This is a genomic window from Bradyrhizobium sp. ORS 285 (assembly GCF_900176205.1).
Lineage (GTDB): Bacteria > Pseudomonadota > Alphaproteobacteria > Rhizobiales > Xanthobacteraceae > Bradyrhizobium.
On sequence record NZ_LT859959.1, the window covers coordinates 2,315,001 to 2,338,929 of the forward strand.

20 protein-coding genes (1 of these 20 running past the window's edge) are annotated in these 23,929 nt (G+C 64.2%); 15 read left to right on the plus strand and 5 right to left on the minus strand.

Annotation, left to right across the window (positions count from 1 at the left end; genetic code table 11):
• Positions 1 to 878, minus strand: partial view of a polysaccharide biosynthesis/export family protein gene (locus BRAD285_RS10510; protein WP_006609860.1) — the 5' portion only. The gene continues 295 nt to the left of window position 1, outside the view; the window shows 878 of its 1,173 coding nt (coding positions 1-878); it begins with the start codon at positions 876 to 878; the stop codon falls past the left edge of the window.
• 571 nt (positions 879 to 1,449) lie between these two features.
• Between BRAD285_RS10510 and BRAD285_RS10515 the strand changes: the two genes are divergently transcribed.
• From BRAD285_RS10515 to BRAD285_RS10525, 3 genes are all read left to right on the plus strand, one after another.
• Positions 1,450 to 1,731, plus strand: coding sequence for a hypothetical protein (locus BRAD285_RS10515; protein ID WP_035644772.1), 282 nt, complete (start codon positions 1,450 to 1,452; stop codon positions 1,729 to 1,731).
• Positions 1,732 to 2,039: 308 nt separating this feature from the next.
• Complete coding sequence (locus BRAD285_RS10520; RefSeq protein ID WP_244422052.1) at positions 2,040 to 2,501, plus strand: hypothetical protein; 462 nt, start codon at positions 2,040 to 2,042, stop codon at positions 2,499 to 2,501.
• Between the two features lie 960 nt (positions 2,502 to 3,461).
• Complete coding sequence (locus BRAD285_RS10525; RefSeq protein WP_006609862.1) at positions 3,462 to 3,845, plus strand: H-NS family nucleoid-associated regulatory protein; 384 nt, start codon at positions 3,462 to 3,464, stop codon at positions 3,843 to 3,845.
• A gap of 184 nt (positions 3,846 to 4,029) precedes the next feature.
• Here BRAD285_RS10525 and BRAD285_RS10530 read toward each other — a convergent pair whose 3' ends face one another.
• Entirely contained in the window at positions 4,030 to 5,505 is a 1,476-nt protein-coding gene (locus BRAD285_RS10530; RefSeq protein ID WP_006609863.1) for an undecaprenyl-phosphate glucose phosphotransferase, read from the minus strand.
• 414 nt (positions 5,506 to 5,919) lie between these two features.
• On the opposite strand from BRAD285_RS10530, the gene BRAD285_RS10535 reads away from it, so the two are divergent.
• Both BRAD285_RS10535 and BRAD285_RS10540 read left to right on the plus strand, forming a co-directional pair.
• Positions 5,920 to 6,717, plus strand: a complete 798-nt coding sequence (locus tag BRAD285_RS10535; RefSeq protein WP_006609864.1) for a sugar phosphate nucleotidyltransferase — start codon at positions 5,920 to 5,922, stop codon at positions 6,715 to 6,717.
• Complete coding sequence (locus BRAD285_RS10540; protein ID WP_006609865.1) at positions 6,714 to 7,367, plus strand: PIG-L deacetylase family protein; 654 nt, start codon at positions 6,714 to 6,716, stop codon at positions 7,365 to 7,367. Before BRAD285_RS10535 ends, BRAD285_RS10540 begins: the two co-directional genes overlap by 4 nt.
• Positions 7,368 to 7,435: 68 nt before the next feature.
• Here the strand turns inward: BRAD285_RS10540 and BRAD285_RS10545 are convergent, their stop codons facing one another.
• On the minus strand, positions 7,436 to 8,536 hold the full coding sequence (locus tag BRAD285_RS10545; protein WP_006609866.1) for a hypothetical protein: 1,101 nt from the start codon (positions 8,534 to 8,536) through the stop codon (positions 7,436 to 7,438).
• A gap of 305 nt (positions 8,537 to 8,841) precedes the next feature.
• Between BRAD285_RS10545 and BRAD285_RS10550 the strand changes: the two genes are divergently transcribed.
• From BRAD285_RS10550 to asnB, 10 genes are all read left to right on the plus strand, one after another.
• Entirely contained in the window at positions 8,842 to 9,879 is a 1,038-nt protein-coding gene (locus BRAD285_RS10550; protein WP_006609867.1) for an NAD(P)-dependent oxidoreductase, read from the plus strand.
• A gap of 54 nt (positions 9,880 to 9,933) precedes the next feature.
• Positions 9,934 to 11,196, plus strand: a complete 1,263-nt coding sequence (locus BRAD285_RS10555) for a class I SAM-dependent methyltransferase (RefSeq protein ID WP_006609868.1) — start codon at positions 9,934 to 9,936, stop codon at positions 11,194 to 11,196.
• A 9-nt stretch (positions 11,197 to 11,205) separates the two neighbouring features.
• Positions 11,206 to 11,748 (plus strand): dTDP-4-dehydrorhamnose 3,5-epimerase family protein, encoded by a 543-nt coding sequence (locus BRAD285_RS10560; RefSeq protein ID WP_006609869.1) that lies wholly within the window; start codon positions 11,206 to 11,208, stop codon positions 11,746 to 11,748.
• Positions 11,749 to 11,824: 76 nt separating this feature from the next.
• Entirely contained in the window at positions 11,825 to 13,144 is a 1,320-nt protein-coding gene (locus BRAD285_RS10565) for a DUF4910 domain-containing protein (protein WP_006609870.1), read from the plus strand.
• Positions 13,145 to 13,150: 6 nt separating this feature from the next.
• Positions 13,151 to 14,308 carry a glycosyltransferase gene (locus tag BRAD285_RS10570; protein ID WP_006609871.1) on the plus strand — a complete coding sequence of 386 codons (1,158 nt, stop codon included), beginning with the start codon at positions 13,151 to 13,153 and terminating at the stop codon, positions 14,306 to 14,308.
• Positions 14,309 to 14,493: 185 nt separating this feature from the next.
• The gene (locus BRAD285_RS10575) at positions 14,494 to 15,993 is read left to right on the plus strand and encodes a lipopolysaccharide biosynthesis protein (RefSeq protein WP_006609872.1); all 1,500 of its coding nucleotides are present in this window, start codon (positions 14,494 to 14,496) and stop codon (positions 15,991 to 15,993) included.
• 100 nt (positions 15,994 to 16,093) lie between these two features.
• Positions 16,094 to 17,419 carry a glycosyltransferase family 4 protein gene (locus BRAD285_RS10580; protein ID WP_006609873.1) on the plus strand — a complete coding sequence of 442 codons (1,326 nt, stop codon included), beginning with the start codon at positions 16,094 to 16,096 and terminating at the stop codon, positions 17,417 to 17,419.
• On the plus strand, positions 17,419 to 18,477 hold the full coding sequence (locus BRAD285_RS10585; protein ID WP_035644777.1) for a Gfo/Idh/MocA family protein: 1,059 nt from the start codon (positions 17,419 to 17,421) through the stop codon (positions 18,475 to 18,477). Before BRAD285_RS10580 ends, BRAD285_RS10585 begins: the two co-directional genes overlap by 1 nt.
• A complete protein-coding gene (locus BRAD285_RS10590) occupies positions 18,474 to 19,505 on the plus strand; it encodes an NAD(P)-dependent oxidoreductase (RefSeq protein ID WP_006609875.1) in 1,032 nt (343 codons plus the stop codon). The genes BRAD285_RS10585 and BRAD285_RS10590 overlap by 4 nt, the downstream gene beginning before the upstream one ends.
• A 66-nt stretch (positions 19,506 to 19,571) precedes the next feature.
• Positions 19,572 to 21,512 (plus strand): asparagine synthase (glutamine-hydrolyzing), encoded by a 1,941-nt coding sequence (asnB, locus tag BRAD285_RS10595; protein ID WP_006609876.1) that lies wholly within the window; start codon positions 19,572 to 19,574, stop codon positions 21,510 to 21,512.
• Positions 21,513 to 21,524: 12 nt separating this feature from the next.
• On the opposite strand, the gene BRAD285_RS10600 is transcribed toward asnB, so the two are convergent.
• Both BRAD285_RS10600 and BRAD285_RS10605 read right to left on the minus strand, forming a co-directional pair.
• Entirely contained in the window at positions 21,525 to 22,655 is a 1,131-nt protein-coding gene (locus BRAD285_RS10600; protein ID WP_244422056.1) for an acyltransferase, read from the minus strand.
• Positions 22,656 to 22,822: 167 nt separating this feature from the next.
• Positions 22,823 to 23,773, minus strand: coding sequence for a glycosyltransferase (locus BRAD285_RS10605; protein ID WP_006609878.1), 951 nt, complete (start codon positions 23,771 to 23,773; stop codon positions 22,823 to 22,825).
• Positions 23,774 to 23,929: the final 156 nt, after the last annotated feature.

Sequence of the window (23,929 nt, forward strand, 5' to 3'; positions counted from 1 at the left end):
TCGGCCGGATCGGATTGCTGGTCGTTCAGGCCGCCAGCCTTGCCGATCGCCTGGGCCAGGGTCAGCGTCTCGGTATCGAACGAGATCTCCGAATTGAACCCGAAGACGTTCTGGTTGAGCGCGCCGAGCGCCGTGAAGGTCGGGGATTCCCTGGTGATGTAGACGACGTCGTTCGGGCGGATGAAGATGTTCTCGCGCGGATCCTGCACCACGCGGGCGAGCAGCACGCGGACGCGCCGGCCGTCCCGCTGCAGGGTCACATAGCTCTCGATCGCCTCGTGCTTCGGCCCGCCGGCCCGCGCAATCACGGCCAGGAGCCGCTCGCCGACGCTGTTGAGCGGCAGCACGCCGGGCGTGTTGACGTCGCCGAGGACGCTGGCCACGCTGGAATGCTGCTGGTTCAGGCTGACGACGACCTGTGGCTCGAGCGCGCGCTTCTGCAGGCGAAACACGATCTCCTGCTCGATCTGGGGCAGGGTGCGCCCGGCCGCGGCGATCTCGCCGGCGTAGGGGACGCGAATATTGCCCTGCTGATCGACCGCCTGCGCCGGCAGGTCGACGAAATTGCCCGGACGGGCGCCGGCAGCCGTCGGCGGCGTGAACAATCCGCCGGGAGCCGCCTCGAAGATGGACACGTTCAGGACGTCGCCGACGCCTGCCACCTGGACCGGCTTGGGCCGCTTGTCCGGAAAGACGCCCTGGAACGTGACCAGGTTCGGCTGTGACAGGAAGCCGATCGTTTCCGAGCTGACATCGACCAGGGCATAGGGGAGGGCCGTGGTCGAGCGGACGCTGGCAGTGGCGTTGTCACTGACCGCGTCGCTGGTCGGACCCGTCCCGGGAAGCCAGGAGCACGCCGGCAGGAACGCCAGGCACATGATGGCCGCAAGGACGCGCGAGTGGCTGCGCAGGCGGCCAAAACGACCCGCCGTCGCTGTGCTGGGGCGGATGAGAGATCCTGCGCCGCCGGTCGATCCGAACGACCCAGGCGGATGGATGAAGCTCTTCAAACGCATTTTCGGATACAACAAAAAATCACGTTGCCCCACGCCACTCCCTCCCCCAAGGAGGAAGATCGCCGTCCCTCTTGGTTCCAAACCTACTCGGCGCCCACCCCGGGCGAAAGCGCACCACCGTTCATCCCCACCCGCTTTTGCCGGATCGTGCTAATTAGGTCACAGTCCCTCCTCACCGAGGTACCGTCATCGCCGGCGCACGTCGCGGCCGCATCAGTTGCGAGGGAGGCCCATCCGGAGACCTCGTGAAATTCATAAAAATCTAGGCAGAAAGCCGTTGAGCAACGGTTATCTGAGTCGCTCCCGATCGTTTGCGACATGAGCCGTGGCGGATCGGACGGCACACAGAACCCGGTCATCTCCAGACCGGTTGTCGATGACCATCATCCAAGTCTAAGCTGGATCTGCCCGCCACCGGTCCGCTTCTAGGAGCATGCCATTGTCGAACGTGATCAGGGTCACCGCTGCACTCGCGCTCATCTTGGCTGCCGTGTCCGGCGAAGCCGCCGCGCGTGGGCTTTATCCTTTGACCGAGTGCGGCCCCGACCTCAGCCGTCTATGCCGGCTCCGCGGCGCGTTCGAGGCCACGCCGTTTCACTACAATCTCGCGGTCTATCCTGGGTGCATCAGGCGCGTCGCGGTCGAGACACCCCGCGGTGTGCAGTATCGGCGCGTCGTGGTCTGCGGGGCGCCGGAGCGGGCGATGGTGTGGTGAGGCGGGCCTGCTTGCGCCGGAGAGCGCAGAGATGGAGCTGCGGCGCGAGCCAGAACTCCAATCGAGGGGCTGCACATTAAATGGCCTGGTTGCGTGGCCTCTTTTGTGCAATCTCAAATTAAATATTTTCTCGCAACCGGCCGGACAAGGCGCGTTACGAAAAAGCGTGCTCTGAACAAACTAAAGCTTCAATTGTCGTCGACCAAGGGTGGTTAATAAGTCCTTTCGAGGGCGCGGTAAAAATATACTCCAAGCCGCTTCCTGCGCCGGACGTATTTAATGTCTTGCCTTGCAGATGGTAAATTAACTTGTCGCGAGTGGTTAATTTAATTCCGGTCATCGGAGCCGATCGTCGTCGCGATTGCAATTCGCCGGCGCTCGATAAAAATCCTGCAAATCTCGCCAACGAGTGGGGTCCGTCCTTGTGTGACGAGCTTGGTACAGCGTTGAGTGACGATGAGTTGGACGTTGGAAGCAGGGGCGCCCTCCAGGCCGTCCTGACATCATTGAACAAGATCCGAAGCGCCAAATCGCGCTTGCAAGCGCGATCATCGGACAATTCGACGCCCGCCGCGCTGATGGCGCAGATCGAACTCTGCAACACTCTCCTCGACGAAATTCAATCCATCAGTTGCAGCCTCGACAAGCGTGTCGAGCACACGGGCGCTGCTCCCAGCCGCCGTCCGGTGGCAAACAGGCGGCATCGCGGGACTGCTCACCTGATCGTCCCGCGCCCCGCCGCGCCCGGGCGCACCAAGCAACAGCGATAGGCACGGCGGCAACTTCATCGACCGCCGGGTGTGCTGGACGTATATCTTCGTGGCCAGCGGACGTGCGCGGTCGGCGCCGCGGCGCGGTTACCGCCGGGCCGCCCCCGGCAAGTCCGAGGCCGGACCGGTTGGCATCATGCTTCCCAGCGGATCGCCGGCCAACGTAAGGTCGACGCGCCCGACCGCTTTACGAGGGGGCGAAGAGCCGCTGGCGACCGTTGTGCCCATAGGCCCATCAGCCGATGTCGCCTCGTGGCCGCGGACCCGTTCGCGCTGACAGAGGCCGGGCTGCGCTCCCCTTCACTCCGTCCCCCGAGGTCGTGCCGTCCTGCCGGCTCGGGTGCGTCATCGCAATCAAGATCGCGCGGCGCCACGACTCAGGACGATCCCTGGACGCGCAACGTGCGGTTCCCAATCGCCCAGAGGCCACCGCGTCGACGCGCCGCCCTGCCGGCAGATGAATGGATCTCGACCGCTTTACGGCATATTCCTGTTGCCGTGCGTATTAAACCCCGATCTGGCATTTTGTGCAGGTGCATAAATATCTCGATCCGGGTTATCGATGAGGTCGCGCGAATAGGTTGTGCACGTTATCGGGCGTTCTGAAAAATGCTCTCGTGCAAATGGTGCCGCGAACCGGAATAAGCCGGCTTGTGTCGTGATATGCGCGTCATTACTGCGCCGTTCTGCCGCAAAATGCGAAAATCCCTTGCAGATCGTGTCGATTCGGCGTTTTTTCGTGAGGAGAATTCCGCGGACGTCATCTTGTCCGAACCGAGCGACACATTTATCGGAGTAGGGTTGCAGGTTGCTATTTTATCGAGCTACAACCAAATCCGTCGCCGGAGCGGGTATAACTCAAATATTAAGTTTTTCCGACAGCGAACCACTTGCGGATCGAAATACCGAATTATATGACATTAATCCGGCAGGATAGAGATCACAGATAAAGGTCGCTGTATGTCCACCAAGAAGATCGATTTCGAGGCGATGTCTTTCGATGATCTCTGGTCTCTCCATGAGCAGATCAGCCAGATCCTCGCTGAAAGGATCACATCGGAAAAGCGCGAGCTCGAACGTCGTCTTGCGGTTCTGAATCGCAGCCGCGGTGTGATCGAAGCGGCGAATGGCGACGGCGCTCAGTCCTACAATGGCAATGGCAAGGCGCGTCGCAAATATCCGCGGGTCCTGCCGAAATACCGCAATCCGCAGACATCCGAGACCTGGTCCGGCCGCGGCAAGCAGCCGCGTTGGCTGGTCGCTGCGATCAAGACGGGGCGCCGGATCGAGGAGTTCGCGATCAACGGCAGCAGTGCGCCGAAAGGCCGCCGGCAGCGCGCCTGACCATTCCGGTACGCTCGGCTTCCTTCACCACCGTCTCGGTCGGGCTGCGACGTTGCGCGCGCCTTTTCCTATTGGATGGCTCTCCGTTCAGCGCTGAAGGATGTTGGCCGATGCGCCGATGCGCCGGGTGCGAACGGTCTAGGCTGGAGTTTCAACTGGCCCGAGGCCGTCTTTCCCGCGCTGGCTAGTAGGCGTTGTTTCCGCGGATCAGCTCGAGCGGCGTCCTCAGCAGGATCGCGATATCTAGCGAGAGGCTCCAATTGTCGATGTACCAGAGGTCGAACTCGACGCGCTGCTCGATGGAGGCGCGTGTCGGCGTCGGTCCCCTGCAGCCATGCACCTGCGCCCATCCCGTCAGCCCGGGTTTGACGCGGCGCCTGAAAGCATAGTTGCGCACGAGCTTGTCGAACTCGTTGTCATGGGCCAAGGCGTGAGGGCGCGGCCCGACCAGGGACATGCTCCCGTTCAGCACGTTGAGCAGCTGCGGCAGCTCATCGATGCTGGTTCGCCGCAGCCACGCGCCGATGCGCGTGAACCTGCTGTCGCCGAGCTTGGCCTGGACGACGGACGGGCCGTCCTCGAGCACGGACATCGTGCGGAACTTGAAAATCTGGAACGCCCGGCCGTTGAAGCCGCAGCGTTGCTGCCGGAACAGGGCCGGCCCGGGCGAGTCGAGCCGGATGGCGATCGCGACCAGCACCAGCAGCGGTGACAGCAGCGTCAGCGCCAATCCCGCCAGCAGCACGTCCATGAGCCGCTTCGTTGCGTGCTCGACCGGACTCATCAATCCCCGGTGCAACTCGATGCAGACGGCGCTGCCGAGTTCGCGCCGCGGACGCTTGAACATCTCCGAGGCTGTGCCGACGGGCACAAAGCTGACCGGGAAGGGGAGGACCCTCAACTCGGCGCCGAGCGTGCGCAGATCTGACCACGGATCAGGATTGGCGCCGACCACGATCTCCTCGATGTCGGAGCCGCGAACGTAATCGATGACGCTGGCCACGATCCGCTGACGCTGATCCGGCCCGGCTCCGGGCTCGGGAAGCAGGAAGTGTCGCTTGACGCGAAAGCCGGTATCCGTGAGCAGTTGGGTCAGGCCCGCATTGTCCTTGCTGTCCTCGTCGGTGATCAGAACGATGTTTCGCCCCGAGAACCGTTTCTCCGCGAGCCCCTTCACCAGCAGATATTCCGTGACCCGGCGGTTGAGGATCAGCGCCGAGAGTCCCAGCATGGCGAACACGACGCTCGTCCCGCGCGAGAACTCGCTGCCGATCTTCAGCGCAAACAGGGCACCGGCCAGCACGAGGAAGGCCGTGACCCAGGTCAGGCACGTCGCGCGGACCTGGCGCGGCAGGATCAGCAGCTCTGCCGGCCGATACATGCCGCGAATCTTCATCAGCGAGACGAACAGCGCCGAGACCAGGATCGCCAGCCCCACCGATTTGCTGACGTCGTTGGCGCCGGCTGCGTCCTGCAGGTGGTAGAGAAAGCCGGACAGCACGCTGGACGTGGTGATCGTCGCAATGTCTGTCGCGATCGCGAAAGGCTCGACTGCGGCGTAATGCACGGGCCATTTGCGCGCCTGAACTTGCCGCTCCGCCAATAACGCGGTGGGCATGCCGTTCCGATCGAGAGCCTCGGGCTGATCCACGTAATGCATGGGAAAGGGGGTTCGAAACTCGGTTAAATAGCGACCTGACGCGATTATATAATCGAATATTTAATTCAGCAAATAAAATCATCGACAGTTTATTTATCAGCGCCAATGGTCTCGAAATACCGGACGGGCTGCCGTGTGTGCGGGCAGTCCGGGGCTGCGTCGGATCATGCGTGTGGCCGATTAATGTCCGTCGAGGGAATATTTCAATATCCAATCCTAAAAATATCATTTAAAATGGAATTTAATGTGATTATTAATCGTCAGGTGCTGGCGCTTCGCGAGAGGTCGATTCCGCGGCCAGCCGGTCGGGGCCGGATCGATTGGACGGCGCGACGAGAGCGTCCGAGCGGGTCGGCGAGGTTGATAGATCGTGATGCTCATTTCCAAGATTATGCATCTGAAGGACGTCGAGCCATGAAGGTTGTATTGTTCTGCGGAGGACTTGGGACACGGATCAGGGAATATTCCGAGAGCGTTCCGAAGCCGATGATTCCGATCGGTCATCAGCCGATCCTCTGGCATGTGATGCAGTACTACAGCCAGTATGGACACCGCGACTTCATCCTGTGCCTTGGTTACAAGGCGAATGTGGTGAAGGATTATTTCCTGAACTACAATCAGGCTGCGACCACCGACTGCACGATTTCGCAGTTCGGCAAGAAGATCGAGCTGCTGGGCGAGCGCCCGGCGGATTGGCGGGTCTCGCTTGTCGACACCGGCATCTGGCGCAATATCGGCCAGCGTCTGCGGGCCGTCCGACACCTGGTCGAGGGCGAAGAGATTTTCCTGGCCAATTACAGCGACGGCCTCACCGATGCGCCGCTGCCGGACATGATCGACCGCTTCAAGCGCAGCGGCATGATCGGCTGCTTCATCGCCATCCATCCGCCGATCAGCTTTCACCTCGCCGAGTTCGACGCCGACGGCAAGGTCGGACGCATGGCGGCGAGCAACGATTCCGACATCTGGATCAACGGCGGCTATTTCATCTTCCGCAAGGAGATCTTCGACTACATCGAGGAAGGCGATGAGCTCGTCGTGCAGCCGTTCAAGCGGCTCATCGATCGCGGCCTGCTGATGGCCTACCGCTACGAAGGGTTCTGGCGGGCGATGGACACACTCAGGGATCGCCAGGTGCTCGAGGAGATGATCGAGCGCGGCGACACGCCCTGGCATCTCGGCACGAATCTGTCCGCGGTGGTGAACGGATGAAGGCATTGCAGCTCGCCGGTCGCGGCGACCGGCTGTCGGTCCTCTGCCTGGGTGCGCATTCCGACGACATCGAGATCGGTGCCGGGGGAACGCTCCTGACCTGGCTCGACCAGGGCGTGCGCCTCGACGTCCACTGGTGCGTGCTGAGCGGCAATGGCGAGCGCGAGGTCGAGGCTAGGGCATCTGCAAATGACTTTCTCGCCGAGGCGGCCGGCCGGACGCTCGAGATCAAGAACTTCCGGGACGGCTTCTTTCCGGAGCAGGGCGAAGCGATCAAGGCCTGGTTCGAGGAATTGAAGGGGCGCATCGAGCCCGACGTCATCCTCGCGCACCGGCGCGACGATGCGCATCAGGATCACCGACAGGTCAACCGGCTGGTCTGGAATACATTTCGCGATCATCTCGTGCTCGAATACGAGATCCCGAAATGGGACGGCGATCTCGGTCGGCCGAATGTCTACATCCCTGTCTCCGAGCGGGTGATGAAGCGTAAGGTCGCGCTGCTGATGTCGCATTTCGGCAGCCAGCGATCGAAGCAGTGGTTCGACCCGGAGACCTTCATGGGGCTGGCCCGGCTCCGCGGCATGGAATGCCGCGCGGCCGAACGCTATGCGGAAGCGTTCGTCGTCCGCAAGCTGGCGTTGGGCTGATCGGGGCAAAACGATCGACTGCGACGTCTGCGCCGCCACCTCTTGTTGGAGGCATGGGCGCGCGGCCGTCAGCCGGCGGCGCGCCTGGGGAGCTCGACGGTTTCCTCCGTCGGCGCGCGCTCGATCGCCGACGCCGGCACCTTCTCCAGCCAGACCTCGCGCCACCAGGCGAAGATGCCGCGCGGACAGAACAAGCGGTTCTCGCTGTAGCGTGACTGGCAGTAGACGCCGTCGAGGATGACCGCGGGTGTCTTCATCCGCCGGATATAGCCGGTGCGCTCGTCGATGAATTTTTCCACCCGCGTGCGGACCCGAAAGACCTTCCCGCAATAGGGCACCATCTCGGCATCGAAGCCCATGCCGCGGTTGTTGGTCTGCTTGTCGATGGTGGCGAGGATCTCGTCGTGCGGCCGGACGCGGACGAGATCGCCAGGCTGCAGGCCGAGATGCGCGATCGGCGCGTCCTTGTCGGTCGCCAAGTCGCCGCGCTTGCGCGGAAACGGCACGCCGCCCCACAGCGACTGGATGCGGTCGTAGATCCAGCGGGCCGGACGGCCGAGCCGGGGACGGCGGGCCATGGTGGCGCCGACATAGGCGAAGTAGAGGAAGCCGCGGAACATCTTGCCCGCGGACACATTGCCGGACGTGATGTCCTCGGCATATTGCCGTGCGTCCCACCATTTCAGCGGCTGGGTGTAGTTCGGCAGCTCGGTGGCCTGGCAGGAATATCTGGGACCTTTGCCGGCCACCTGATCGGGCGATTTGGTTGCATCCGACACGGCGCGGGCGCTGCATCCGCCGGAGGCTTGGCGCGCGGCGGCTTGCGCCTGGTTGGCCGCCACGGCCTGGGCCGGATCGACCGGAGACAGCCACGCCTCCTTCCAGAAGATCAGGCACGCGGCCTGACAGCCGCCATAGGCTTCGCCATCGCAACGCAGGTCGAGATGCACCGCATTGGGCAGGCGCCGTCCTAGCCATTCGCCGGTGTTGTATCCTGTCACCGTATCGCAGGTCTTGTGGGCGCGCTTGTAGACCTGGAAGCGCTGGCCGCACCATTTGAACATCTGCGGCATGAACGGCAGGCCCTCGAGCCGCCCATTCGCATCCAGCGTGGCCAGGATCTCTTCCTTGCTGCGAATTTCGACCCAGTCGCCGGCGGATAGCGTCATGCCTTGTCTCTCAAATCTTCAACCAAAACGTCCGAATGAAAGCTGCCGAGGTTTGCGGTTCTCGTTTGGCCGATTCATGGCATTTATTTAATTTGGTGAAATATAATTAAATCGCGGGAGCCCCGAATGTCACCCGCTCAGTGCAGTCAAAACTGCTTTGCCAGGCTGTTGTCCTGTGCTTTAGCATGAATTCGGGAGCCCCGCGATGAACGGGTGACGGATTTGCTGGACGCGGCGCGATATTATAATTTATAATCGACCTGGTTATTTAAATCGTGCTTTGTTCGCGTAAAGGGGTAGCGGCTTTGCGAGTGCTCATCACCGGAAACATGGGCTATGTCGGTCCCGTGGTCGCCAGGCATCTGCGAGCGCAGCGGCCGGAGGCCACGCTGCACGGCTTCGACAATGCCTATTTCGCGCACTGCCTGACCGGGGCGCCGGTTCTTCCCGAGCGATATCTCGACGAGCAGATCCATGGCGACGTCCGCGACATGTCGCTCGATCTGCGCGGCTACGATGCCGTGGTGCAGCTGGCCGCGATCTCCAATGATCCGATGGGCAACCGCTTCCAGGACGTCACGCTCGACATCAACCAGAACACCACGATCTCGCTCGCCAGGGCGGCCGCGGCTGCGGGCGTGAAGAACTTCGTGTTCGCCTCGAGCTGCAGCGTCTACGGAATTGCCGATGGCCCGCCGCGGAAGGAGAGCGATCCGCTCAACCCGATCACCGCCTACGCCAAGTCGAAGATCGGATCGGAGCAGGCGCTGGCGTCGATCGACACCGGCATGACCATCACCTGCCTGCGCTTTGCAACCGCCTGCGGCATGTCGGATCGGCTGCGGCTCGACCTCGTGCTGAACGATTTCGTCGCGTGTGCGCTCACGCGCCGGCAGATCAGTGTGCTGTCCGACGGCACCCCCTGGCGTCCGCTGATCGACGTGGCCGACATGGCGCGGGCGATCGATTGGGCGATCGACCGGCCGGCCGACAATGGCGGCCGCTTCCTCACCGTCAATGCCGGCTCTGATGACCGTAACTATCAGGTCAAGGATCTCGCCGACGCGGTGGCCTCGCGGGTGCCGGGGACGGCGGTGTCCATCAACACCTCCGCACCCGTCGACAGCCGCTCCTACAAGGTGGATTTCGGTCTCTACCGCTCGCTCGCGCCCCGTCACCAACCGCGGGTTTCGCTGGATCAGTCGATCACCAATCTGGTCGACGGCCTGAAGCGGATGAATTTCAAGGATGCCGAATTTCGCTCGTCCGATCTGATCCGTCTCAAGGTCCTGCAGGACCACATGGAGACCGCGAGGATCAACGACAGGCTGCAATGGACCTGACGCGGCCGCCCTCCGGGCCATCGCTTCGCCAGACAGGACAGTGACGGAGACACCATGGAACTGAGCCTTCCCACCGCCGTGGGCACAGCGCCCAAATGCCGGCATTGCGGTGATGATCTCACCCTCAAGCTGATCGACCTCGGCGCGTCGCCGGTCGCGAACGACTATGTGGATCCCGCCCATTACATGCGGGCCGAGCCGTTCTATCCGCTGGAGACGTTCGTTTGCCGCGAATGCCGCTTGGCGCAGACCCGCGACCTGCTGGCGGCCTCGGACATCTTCCGCGCCGACTACGCCTATTTCTCCTCGCACTCGACATCCTGGCTCGAGCACGCCCGCAGCTATGTCGAGGCCATGGCCGGGCGCTTCGGCCTTGGCCCGGCGTCGCGCCATGTCGAGATCGCGTCGAACGACGGCTACCTGCTGCAGTACTCGCTCCAGAAGGGAATCAACTGCCTGGGAGTCGAGCCCTGCGAGAGCGTGGCGAAGGCCGCGCGCGCCAAGGGCATTGCGACGCGGATCGAGTTCTTCGGCCGCGACTGCGCGCGCGTTCTGCGGGAGGAGGGCTGGTCGGCTGATCTTCTGACGGCGAACAACGTGCTTGCCCATGTTCCCGATATCAACGACTTCGTCGGCGGCGTGAAGATCCTGCTGGCTCCCGAAGGCGTCGCGACCTTCGAGGTGCAGCATCTCCTGACGCTGATGCAGCGGCACCAGTTCGACACCATCTATCACGAGCACTTCTCATATCTGTCCTTGATCGCCGGCCTGCGCATCTTTGCGCGTGCTGGTCTGCGCGTGTTCGATGTCGAATTGCCTGAGACTCACGGCGGCTCGATCAGGTTCTTCGTCTGCCACGACGACGCGTCGCACGCCGAAAGCTCCAACGTGGCCGATGTGCTGGCGCGGGAGCGCGCCTATGGCTTGCACGACGACGCGATCTACGTGGCTTGGAACGAGCAGGTCAAGGAGACCAAGCGCGCGCTCATCGAGCTGCTCACTGCGCTCAAGCGCGACAACAAGAAGATCGTCGCCTATGGTGCGCCGGCCAAGGGCGTCACGCTGCTGAACTACTGCGGCATCCGGACCGACTTCCTCGACTTCACCGTCGATCGCGCACCCTCCAAGCAGGGCCGTTACATGCCGGGCGTCCGCGTTCCGATCCTGCCGCCGGAAGCGATCTTCGAAGCGAAGCCGGACTACGTCCTGATCCTGCCCTGGAACATCAAGAACGAGATCAAGACACAGATGGCTGAGATCCGTCGGTGGGGCGGTCGCTTCGTCGTGCCGGTGCCGAAGGCAACGATCGAGGACTAGGCGGACACGATGAGATTTGTCCAGCTGGGAGGATCGGATGCGCGCCTGATCGAGCTCACGGTTCGCGCCGACGAGCGCGGCAGCTTCACGCGGACCTGGTGCGTCAAGACCTTCGCCGACGCGGGCATCGCCTTCCAGCCGGTCCAGGGCAACAGCTCGGTGACGCGACTTCGCGGCAGCGTGCGCGGCATGCACTTCCAGCGCGCGCCGAAGCCCGACGCCAAGATCGTGCGCTGCACGGCCGGGCTGATCCACGACGTCATCGTCGACATCAGGCCGGATTCTCCGACGCGAGGCGAGGTCTATGCCTGCGAGCTCGGTCCGTCGACCGCGCGCATGCTCTACATTCCCGCCGGCTTCGCCCATGGGTTTCAGACGCTCACCGACAACGTGACGGTGGAGTACCTGATGGGCATCGACTATGCCGAGGAGCTGTCGGACGGCTTCCGCCATGATGATCCGATGTTCGCCATCAGCTGGCCGCAAGCGGTGACCGTGCTGTCGGCGAAGGATGCGTCCTGGCCGCCGATGGCGGCGCGTAATCTGTGGTGAGCGTCGTGAGACCACGAAGACCGCGATCGCTGACCTGCTCGCCGAGATCGGCGCTATGGCCGAAACGAGGCGCGTGATGTTGGACAGGTCGACATCGCCGATGCCAGGGCGGACGCCGGAGATCGATCTCCACGATCTCGTGACGGAGCTGTTTCCGATCAACCGCAGCCTGACCGGCGCGGGCGTTCGCCAGACGCTCGAGATCGTCGGCCGGCATATCGATCTCACGGTTCACGACGTCGCCACCGGAACTCCGATTCTCGACTGGCACGTGCCGGCGGTGTGGACGATCCGCGGGGCGACCATTCGAACCATAGACGGCCGATGTCTCGTCGACTTCGCCGACAACAATCTTCATGTCATGGGCTACAGCAAGCCTGTATTGGCCGTGCTGAGCCGCGCCGAATTGGCCAAGCACATTCACACGCTGCCTGAGCAGCCCGACCTGATCCCGTACCGCACCGGCTACTATGCCGATGATTGGGGCTTCTGCCTGCCGGATCGTCTGTGGCGCGAGATGACGGACGACAGCTACCGCGTCGAGATCGACAGCGATCTGGCTCCGGGATCTCTGACCTATGGCGAGTTCTTCCTCCCCGGGCAGACGGACAAGGAGGTGCTGATCACCTGCCATATCTGTCACCCGAGTCTCGCCAACGACAATCTCTCCGGCATCTCGGTGATGACGGCGCTGGCGATACGGCAGGCGCGGCTGAAGCCCCGGCTCGGATATCGGTTTCTGTTTCTGCCGGCGACGATTGGGGCGCTGGCCTGGCTCGACCGCAACGAGAGCCGTCTGGGCCAGGTGGAGCATGGCCTCGTCCTGACCTGTCTCGGTGATACCAGCAGCTTCCACTACAAGCAGAGCCGCAAGGGCGCACCGATCGACCGCGCCGTGGCGCATGTCCTCAAGCACTCCGGTCTCGCTTACGAGATCATGCCATTCAGCCCGTATGGTTATGACGAGCGGCAGTTCTGCTCACCGGGATTCGACCTCCCCGTGGGCTGTCTGATGCGCGGTGTGCATGGGACGTTTCCGGAATATCACACCTCGGCTGACAATCTCGATTTCGTCAAGCCGCATTGCCTCGATCAGTCCTACGCCGTGATCGCAGACGTGCTCGACCTTCTCGATCGCGACGGGATCTACGAACGCGTCGATGGGCGTGGTGAGCCGCAGCTCGGACGGCGCGGACTCTACCGGGCGATTGCGGGCCAGCGTGAGGCGGGCGGGGCGACGCAGATGGATCTTCTGTGGGTACTCAACCTCGCCGACGGAAAGCACAGCCTGCTGGACATGGCGATCCGTGCCGACGTCCCGTTTGTCCGCATCGAGGCGGCGGCCCGGCTGGCGCTGGACGCCGACCTCATCCGACCATTGCAAAGGGGCAGGTGAGGCACCATGAGCTCGCAATTGGACAAGTCCCGCGTCCTGGTCTTCTCGCTCCGGAACATTTTCGGCAAAGCGCTCAATCGCGGCCCGCATGTCGAGCTCGAGGACATCATCTGCGAGGTCGATTCCGCCGAATTGCTTGCGCCCACCCTGGATCCGTCGAGCCGGCGGGCCAGCTTCGCGACCCGGCTGGGCTATCATGCGCCGGTGCTGCTCAACCCGGGTCTGCCGCGCATCCCGGCCGACCGGCAATATGATGTCCTGTTTGCCATCTGCGGCTTTCCGCAGGACCTCATCATGTTCGATGCGATCGAGGATCTGCGTGGTGCTTGCCGGACATCCGTGTGTCTGCTCGACGAGATGTGGGTCAAGGAGATCGCCAAGCACCGCCATTTCCTGAAGGTGCTCGCTAAGTTCGACATCGTCATGCCGTTCCAGATCGGCACGGTGAAGCCGCTCAGCGAGGAGATCGGGCACGCCTGTACGCATCTGCCGCTCGCCATCGATGCCATCAAGTTCTGTCCCTATCCCGATCCGCCGGAGCGGGTCATCGACGTCTTCAGCATGGGGCGCCGATCCCATGTGATCCATCAGAAGCTGCTCGCCATGGCCCGCGACAGCGGCCTGTTCTATCTTCACGACACGATCAGCGGCAGCCAGGCGATCGACCTCGGAGAGCATCGGGCCCAGGTCGCCAACCTCGCCAAGCGCAGCAGGTATTTCCTCGTCAATCCCGGCAAATTTGACGAGCCGGGCGAGACGGGACGGCAGGTGGAGTTCGGCTACCGCTATTTCGAAGGCGCGGCCTCCGGCGCCATCATGCTCGGCGAACGCCCCGACAATGAGCTGTTTCCAAGACTGTTCGACTGGCCGGATGTCATGGTCCACGTGCCTCACACCTCTGATGACATCGATCAGGTCATCAGGGAGCTGGATCGCGACCGGGAGCGCCAGGAGACGATGCGGCGGACCGGCATGGTGCAGACGCTGTTACGTCATGACTGGGTCTACCGGTGGGAAACCATCCTGAAGGCGACGGGCCTGCAGCCCCTCCCGGGCGTCGCGGCCCGGAAGGATCGGCTCAGGGCGCTGGCCGAGATGGTCGATGGCCGTGGTCCGTCCGCGATCCCTGATTTAAATCGCGAGCCGGCATTTTTGGCAAAATGAGGATTTAAATCCTTTTGTCCGCCACAATGGACCGTCATCGCTGCTCCTGTATTGCTGCGTCTCTCAAGAACGCGATGATTTCGAGCGAACACCGTTTGCTGCGGGACGCTCTGTGCTGGCGACCCACTCGACCGACGACAGCGCAGTCGTTGGCGAACCCAGATGATTGAAGGTGATGACCTCATATGTCGGAAGCCGTCGCCGCCTATTTCGAAGAGCATCGGGAATCGCACGATCTCGGGCGCCGGGCCTTGCGCGGCGGCATCGTGTCCATCGTCATCCAGTACGGCAATGCCGTTCTCCAGATCGTTGCTGCGATCGTTCTGGCCCGGCTGCTTGCGCCGGAAGATTTCGGGCTCGTCGCCATCGTCACGGTGCTGACGAGCTTCGCGCCGCTGCTGATCGACTTCGGCCTGCTCGATGCGACCGCGCAGCGAAGCCGGGTGACGCCCGCCCAGGTGAGCGGACTGTTCTGGGTCAGCGCCGGCATCGGCATGGCCGTTGCCGTGATCGTCGCGGCATGCAGCCCGGTGATTGCCTGGATCTACGATGATTCACGGCTGCTGCCGATCTCGCTCTGCATCGCCGTCACCTTCGTGCTGGCGGGGCTGACCAATCAGCACATGGCGCTGCTGCGGCGGACGATGCAGTTCGGCCGCATCGGTCGGATTCAGCTGTTCGGCACCTTCGTCGGAACGATCGCAGCCATCGCGGCCGCAATGGCAGGCTACGGCTATTGGGCGCTGGTGCTGCGTCCCGTGACGAGCGCGATCTGTGTGGTCATCGGGACGTGGGCGGCCTGTCCGTGGCGCCCGGGGACGCCCGTGTTCGACGACGAGGTGAAGTCCATGGTGCGGTTCGGGCTGCACGTCGTCGGCTTCACCGTCGCCTATACGCTGTCGCGCGCCGTGGACCGGATCGCGCTCGGTCTGCTCTACCGGCCGGATCAGGTGGGCTACTACCAGAACGCGATGAACTTGTACGACAATTCGATCTATGCGGCGCTCAATCAGACGCATGCGGTCGGAAGCTCGGCGCTGAGCAAGCTGCAGGCGAACCCCGCCGCGCTCCGCGAAAAATATGAGGCGGCGCTGTCGATGCTCGCATTCTTCCTGATGCCGGCGGCGGCGATCCTGTCCGTCACGGCCGAGGACCTGACCGTCGTCCTGCTCGGGCAGAAGTGGCAGGCGGCCGGTGCGTTGCTGAGCATCATCGCGCTTCGCGGCATCTCGCATGTCGTCGAAGGCTCGCAAGGCTGGCTGCATCTGTCGCTCGGACGGGCGGACCGCTGGCAGACCTGGGGGATCATTTCTCTCGTGGCGCAGGTCGGGGCGGTACTGGCGGGGCTGCCCTTCGGGCCGGCCGGCGTCGCCTGGGGCGTCGTCATCGGCTACTCGGTGATCGCCTTGCCGTCGGTGATGTATGCCGGCCGGCCGATCGACATCGGCGCGGCGCTGGTGATCCGGGCGGTCGGTCCGCAGACGATCGGCGCCGTTGCAACCGTGGCTGCCGGCTGGTGGCTGCAGGCGACGCTGCTCGCCGGCGTCCCCGCGCTGCTGCGCATGGTGCTGTCGGGCTGCTTCTGCGCCTGTGTTGATCTGGCGATCGTCGTCGGTGTGTTCCGCCACGTCGAGCCGTTGCGGATCGCAGGTACGATCATCCAGGATCTGATGAGGAAACGGTGACGACTGTCCGAAAGGCGGCCAATGGCGCGCACCAAGATAATGGTCGCTACATATTAAATAAGATATATAATGCGATCGTGATTAAATATTTTAAATGACGATGGCCAGCGATACCTCAGCCCCGGATGTCCTGGACCCCGCGCCGCCGGCGCGGGGCGATTCCCGACGGCCCCGGTCGGGTGTCGTGAACCCGCGGCGTCTCAACATCCTCAGCGTCTCACACATGCCCGCAAGCCCGCCGCGGTTCGGTGCGCAGGCGCGCATGCACGGGCTGATGACGCAACTGGCGCGCCGCCACGATCTCACCGCCGTGACCTTGGTGGACGACGCTTTCGACATCGATGAATGCCAGCGCGCGATGCAGACCTATTGCCGCGACGTCGTGCTGGTGCGCAACCCGCTTGGCCGCGACGGTCTGGCCAAGCGGCTGCTGCAATTGCGCTCGCTGGTGTCGCCATCGAGCTTCGACCGCCTGCGCGTCGCGCTGCCCGAGTTGCAGCGCGTGCTGGACAAGGTGCTGCGTGCGACGCGCTTCGACATCGTCAATCTCGAGTTTCCCTATCTCGGTCACTGCCTGTTCCGACAGGCGCCGGCGGGAGAGATGCCGCCGCGGCTGATCGTGGATTCACATGAGATCGCCTACGATCTGGCCCGCCAGTTCGCGGCCACCGGGGCCAGTCTCGGACGCCGGCTCTATGCCGGTGCGAACTGGCGCAAGCTCAGGTGCGAGGAGCTCGCGATCTACGGGCAGGCCGACGGCGTCTACCTCTGCAGCAGCGACGACGAGGCGCGTCTGCGTCAGGATCTTCCGCACGTTCGCACAGCAGTGATCCCCAACGCCGCCGATATCGATTTCTATCAGCCGCGCCGCACGGATCCCAAGCCCGATGGACGCACCGTGGTGTATTTCGGCCTGCTGGCGACGGTGCCGAACATCGACGCCGTCACGCATTTCATCCAGGATGTCTGGCCTCTAATCGCCGCGAGACATCCCGACGCGCGCTGCAAGATCATCGGTGGCCGGCCGCCGCCGTCGCTGCTCGCGCTTGCCGGCGCACAGATCGAGTTGACCGGCTTCGTGCCGGATCTCCGGCCGCATCTCGCCGAGGCCGCGGCCGTGGTCGTGCCGCTGCGGCTCGGGGGCGGCACGCGGCTGAAGATCGTGGAGGCCATGGCGATGGGCAAGGCGATCGTCTCGACCAGCCTCGGTGCGGAGGGGATCGAGGCGGTCCCCGGGCGCGACATCCTGATCGAGAACGAGCCTGTCGCCTTCGCCGGCGCCGTGAGCCGGCTGCTCGCCGAGCCGGAGCTCGCAACGCGCATTGGTCATGCGGCGCGGCAGGTGGCGGTCGAGAAATACGCCTGGAGCGCGGCGGCGCGGGCGCTGGAAGAGTTCTATCTCGAGATCCTGGAGACCACCGCGTGATGAAGGCCGCGCTCATCGGTGCCGGGCAGATCGCCCGCCAGCATCTTGCCTGTCTCAACACGCTCCCCGGCGTCCAGCTTGCCGCGATCTGCGACCTGTCGCCGGCGACGGCGGAGGCGGCGTCCGAGCGCTACGCCATTCCGTCCTGGTTCACCGATCACCGTGCGATGCTGGAGACGGTGCGACCCGACGTCGTGCATGTCACGACGCCGCCGACCTCGCACTTCCGACTGGCGATCGATGCGCTCCAGGCCGGCGCGCATGTGATCGTCGAGAAGCCGGCGACCTCGACCTTCGAGGAGCTTCAGACCCTGACGCTGCGGGCGAGGCAGGTCGGCCGCCACGTCGTCGAGGACTACAACTACGTCTTCAACCGGGCGCCGCAGGAGATCCTGCGCCGCATCGAGACCGGCGCGTTCGGAGCCGTCACCCATGTCGACGTTCTGATCTGTCTGGACATCCTCGGTCCCGATGGCTTTGCCGATCCAAATGCGCCGCATCCGGCGCTCAATCTGGCCGGCGGCGCGATCGCCGATTTCCTGCCGCATCTCGCCTCGCTGGCGCACGCCTTTGTCGGCCCGCATCGCCACGCGCAGACCGTCTGGAGCAAGCGCAAGCCGTCGCCGCTGCCGTTCGACGAGTTTCGCTGCGTGGTCGAAGCCGAACGCGGCACCGCGACGCTCGGCTTCAGCGCCAGCGCGCAGCCGGATGCGTTCTGGCTGCGGGTCTATGGCGAGCGGATGCAGGCGACCGCCAATCTGTTCGAGACCCGGCTCACCTTCGATGGCCCGCGCAACGTGCCGAAGCCGCTGCGCCCGTTCTTCAGCGGGCTCGAGGAGGGCAGCGACATCCGCCGTGCCGCGCTGTCGACCCTGCTGCGCAAGTTCAAGGGGCCCGGCGCCTATGAGGGCCTGTGGGAGTTTCTCGCTCGCACCTATCAAGCGCTCGGCTCGCGGGCGCCGCTGCCGATCAGCGCCGAGGACGTTCTCGCTGTCAATCGGATGGTCGAGGCGATGAAGCCGACAGAGCGGGTCGAGATGAAGGAGCTGGCGATATGAGGGCTCTCGTCACGGGCGCCAACGGCTTTCTCGGCCGTCACGTGGTGAACGCGCTGCTCGCGCGCGGCATCGCGGTGCGTGCCATGGTGCGTCCCGCAACCCGTGTGGAGCCACTGAGCTGGCCGGCCTCGGTCGATATCGTGAGGGCGGATCTCCGCACCTCGCGCGAGCTCGCCTGTGCCTTCGACAATGTCGACGTGCTGATTCATCTGGCCGCTGTGGTGTCCGGCGGAGAGGATGCCCAGTTCGCCGGCACGGTCGGCGGAACCGAGCGGCTGCTCGAGGCGATGGCGAGCAGTGGCTGCCGCCGGCTCGTGCTGTGCAGCAGCTTCTCCATCTATGATTACACGGCAACGCGCGAGGTCCTCGATGAGGCCGCGCCGCTGCAGCAGACGCCGGACGTCTACACGCGCGGCGGCTACACCGTCGCCAAATGGTGGCAGGAGCGGGTGACGCGCCGCCTTGCCGAGACGCATGGCTGGGACCTCACCGTGCTTCGCCCCGGATTTATCTGGGGACGGGATCACGGCTATCTCGCCGCGCTCGGCCAGCAGATCGGTCGGCATCACGTCGTGATCGGTCCGTTGACTCGCATCCCCATGACCCATGTCGAGAACTGCGCCGATGTCTTCGCGCTGGCGGCTGTGGATCCGCGTGCGAAGGGGCAGACGCTGAACGTGGTCGACGCCCCCGGCGAGCGCGTCTGGACCTATCTGTCCGACTACATCAGCGGCACCGGCGCGCGCGGTGTCCGGCTGCCGGTCCCGCATTGGCTTGCCAGCGCGGCGGTGCGGCTGGCGTTCGCAACGGTGTTCAGGCGAGCAACGAAAGTGCCGGCGATCCTGACGCCAAAGAAGTTCGACGCGATGCTCAAGCCGCTGCGCTTCGACAATCGCAAGCTGAGGGAGACGCTCGGCTGGACGCCGCCGCTCGACTACCAGCAATGTCTCGCGCGCACCTACGGTCCTGCGCCGGTGCCGGCCGAGGCGCTGGCGTCGTGGTCGTCAGGCACCGCGGCTTCGACGTGAGCGCGGCGATGATCCTGCAAGACGACGATCGTTCGTGACCTCGCATATGGCAGGTGGATTGCTCTGATGTGTGGCATCGCCGGAATCATCGGCCGCGTCGACGACGACAATCGTGCAGCGCTGCAGCGGATGAACGACGTCATGCTCCACCGCGGCCCGGATGCAGGGGGAACCTGGACGTCTGAGCCGGACGAGCGCGGCTGGGGCGCGCTGCTGGCGCACCGCCGGCTTGCGATCCTCGATCTGTCGCCCGCTGGTGTGCAGCCGATGACGGACCCCGTCACCGGTCACGTCATCGTCTTCAACGGCGAGATCTACAACTATGCTGACCTGCGGCTGCGGCTGATCGGAGAGGGCCAGCACTTCAGCTCGACCGGTGACACCGCGGTGATGCTGCGCGCGCTCGGCCTGCACGGGCCCGAGGCGGTGAGCTGGCTGCGCGGCATGTTCGCGTTCGCCTGCTGGGACCCAAATGCGCGCCAGCTGCTGCTCGCGCGCGATCCCCTCGGCATCAAGCCGCTCTATGTGGCTCGCCCGGACACTCCGAATGCCGGCTGGTCGCTGGCCTTCGCGTCCGAGCTGCGCGCGTTGCTTGCCTCGGGCCTTCTCGGCAAGCCGCAGCTCGATCCACAGGCGGTGGCGAGCGCCGTCTGGAACGGCTTTGTCGCCGGCCCCGGCACCGCCGTGAAGGGCGTCGCGCTGTTGTCGCCAGGTCACCTCACGGCCTTCGATGGCGCCGGCAATGTGACCCGAGACGAGGACTACTGGGCGATTCCCGGCCATGCGCCGGAGCAGACGATCGAGGAGGACGAGCTCGCCGCCGTGCTGGAGGAGACGCTGCGACTGCATCTCGCCAGCGACGTGCCGCTGGCGGTCTTCCTGTCCGGCGGCATCGATTCCTCGGTCATGGCCAATTTGGCGCAGCGTGCCGCGAAACATCCGATCCATACCTTCACACTGGCCTTCGAGGAGCAGGAACTCAACGAAGGTCCGATCGCGCAACGGATTGCCGACGCCATCGGCACCGCGCATCACGAGGTGGTGCTGACCGAGCAGCATTTCGTCGACAATCTCGAGGCTGCGCTCGACAGCCTGGATCAGCCGACCTTCGACGGCTTGAACGCCTACTACATGTCGCATGCCATTCGCAGCGCGGGCTTCACGGTGGCGTTGTCAGGCACCGGAGGTGACGAGCTGTTCGGCGGCTACACGTCGTTCCGCGATCTTCCGGTCATGCGGCAATGGTCACAGCGGACGGAGATGGTGCCGGCGGGCTTGAAGGTCGCTGCGGCGGCGCTGTCCGCGCGGATGCTGTCGCCGTCGCGTGGCGCGGTTGCCTCGCAGACGCGCTGGGCCAAGCTTCCGGAGATGGTCCGCCGCGGCGATGATCTGCTGGCGCTGTATCAGATGGCCTACGCGCTGTTCCTTCCGAACTTCCAGCGCGAGCTGCTCGCGCCGGATCTGGTCGCGACGCTGAACGACGGCCTGTCGGCGCCGATGCGGGCCAAGATCACGGCAGAGACGCGCGGACGCACGCCGCTGTCGGCGATCAGCGTCATGGAGCAGCGCCTGTTCCTCGGCGAGCGGCTGCTGCGCGACAATGACGTGGCCAGCATGGCGGCTTCGCTGGAGCAGCGCGTGCCGCTGGTCGATCAGGTGCTGTTCGAAACCGTGGACCGGCTGACCGACGAGGTGCGCTATCAACCCCTGCGCAGCAAGGCGATGCTGAGGCGCATCGGCCTGCGCGGGCTCGATCTCAAGCTGTTCGACCGGCCGAAGAGCGGCTTCGTGCTGCCGATGGATCGCTGGATCCGCCGCGGCTTGCAGGACGCCATGGACCGGACGCTGCGAGACCCCCAGGCGATCGCGCCGGTCGGACTGAACCCGGCCGCCGTCGCGCGGCTCTGGCAAGCCTTCCTCGACGGCGCGCCCGGCATCTATTGGTCGCGCGTATGGTCGATCTATGTGTTCGTCCGCTGGTGTCACCGCCACCGCGTTTTTCGGTGACGAACAAAAGCCTCAGGCTTCAGCTTCCGCGAAATTGCCAGCTGATGCGGCCGAGGTTCTCCGTTCGCCCTTCGCGGCGGCCCCCGGCCTCAAGCTATGCCTGAGCTGTCTGAAATACGGCTCGACGAACCGCTCGATCGCTGCGGCATAGACGATGGAGATCAGCAGAGCGAGCGGAAAGAGCAGGTAGGGCTTGGCTGCAATGGCGGGAAAGTTCTTGTCGATGGCCTGGATGACCACGTAGTGGACCAGGTAGATCGCGTAGGAATAGGTGCCGAGCGTCATCAACCCCGGGCGATTGAGAGGACGAAACAGCGGAGCATCGGCGAACCGGACGGCGAAGTAGAACAGCGGCATCAGGGCGAGGCCCTGGAGGCTGTAGCGCGCCGTCTCTCGAAACGTCGGATCGCGGTAGATCAGGGACACCAGCAGCACGGCGACAGCGCCCACCAGGAGCAGCCATTGCGCGGCTGACATCGCGGCCGCAGGCGCACGCTGACGCGCGGGGTTGATGACCAGCGCGAGGATGCAGCCAAAGGCGATCGAATCGATGCGGGTGTCCGAGGCGTAATAGGTCCGGTCGGAGAAGAAGCCGGGGGCATGGACGAGATGAATTCGCCAGGCGAGAACTGCGAGGCAGAGACCGCCGAGCAGCATGCCGATGGTCCGCGGTCGCAGCGCCGCGCCGAGCAGCGCGGTCATCAGCAGCGGATAGATGATATAGAAATGCTCCTCGACCGCGAGCGACCATAGAATGCCGGTGCCGTCGGGAACGGTGTTGCCGGGGTCGAAGAACAGGCCGTAGTAGTTGGCAAAGTACAGAACCTGGGCGGCCAGTCCCTTCCAGGTGATCCCGCCGTCGAGCAGGCCCGCATAGGTGAGGCCATAGGCGATCGCCAATGTGATCAGCAAAGGCGGCATCAGTCTGAACGCGCGGCGCGCGTAGAATTTCGAGATGGCCAGCGTGCCGGTCCGCTCATGCTCTGATAGCATGAGGGTCGTGATCAGGAAGCCGCTCAGGAAGAAGAAGACGGTGACGCCGAAGCCGCCAGGTATCTGCGCCTGCAGTCCGGAATGGCCGAGGACGACGATCAGCACCGATAATGCCCGGATGCCGTCCAGCGACGGAATCGTGACGGACATGCCGGCCTGCGCCGGCGCAATGGTGCGCCCGTCGCAGAGGGGCGAGGCCGGGGAGGCGGCGCGCAGAGGGCTTGATTCGAGGATATCGGCCATGGTGCCCGCAAAATTCGGAGAAGGATTTCAGCGTCGCAAATGCCCAGTCGACACCGCTGCGATCGGTTGTCTGATCAACTGGTCTCGGTCAGGGGATGCGTGGCCCGCCACAGCGCGGCGCGCTCGGCATTGATCCGCGCCGTGGCCGCCCGCTTGCCAAGACGCAGGCAGGCGCGCTGATAGGCGCGCAGGAAGTGTCGGAACTCGAGATCGTCGTAGCGCGGCAGCCCCTTCAGCCAGCTGCGGAAGTAGCCCCACAGCATCGCCATGCTGCCGATCAGGGCGGGATAGGCCGGCAGGTGATAGACCGCGACCGCGACATGATAGAGCGGCGACGTGCCCATGAAATACTGGCCGAAGCCCTTGCGCAGCCGGCCGGTCCAGATGCCCTTGTGACTGGCGCCTTGCGGCCGCAGATGGATGAAGCGCAGCGCCTCGCTGTCGATGCTCTCGGCGATCCAGCCGAGCATGCGGCAGCGGTGGCAGTCGATGCCGTCCCACATCACCTGGCGCACGAAGCCGCCGATCTCCTGGAAGCAGGCGACGCGATAGAATTTGGTCATGCCGACCGACATCTCGTCGCCGCAGACCTCCGGCTGCAGCGCGCCGGTCTGCGGATGGACGAACCACGGCTTGCCCGAGGTGGTTCCGACTCGCGGATCCGCCTCCATCCGCTCCATCAGCAGCTCGAAATAGCGCGCGGGCAGATCGAGGTCCATGTCGAGCTTGCAGACATAGTCGAAATCCTCGAGCCGCACCGTGTCGAGCCCGGCATAGAAGGCTTCGATCACGCCAGGCCCGACCTTGCGTCCGCCGCGATCGGCGCGGCGCACGACGCGCAGATAGGGCAGGCGCTGGGCATATTCGTCGAGGATTTGCGGCGTGTCGTCGCTCGATCCGTCGTCGACGACGATCCACAGTGCCGGCGGCACCGATTGCGCCGCGACGCTGTCGAGCGTTCGGCGAAGATAGTCGGCCTCGTCCCGGCACGGCGAGATCAGCAGGTAGCGGCGCGATGGCGTCACGTCTCAATCCTTCCGTCGAAAGCCGCGGCGACCGACTGGCTTTCAATAAATTAAATAACGATTTAATATTATGTCGCGGCGCGTGTCAAAATCATGGTGATTTTAAATCGGCGCAGCCTCGGCGGACTGGCCGAGCCTGCTGACGCGGAAAGGGCT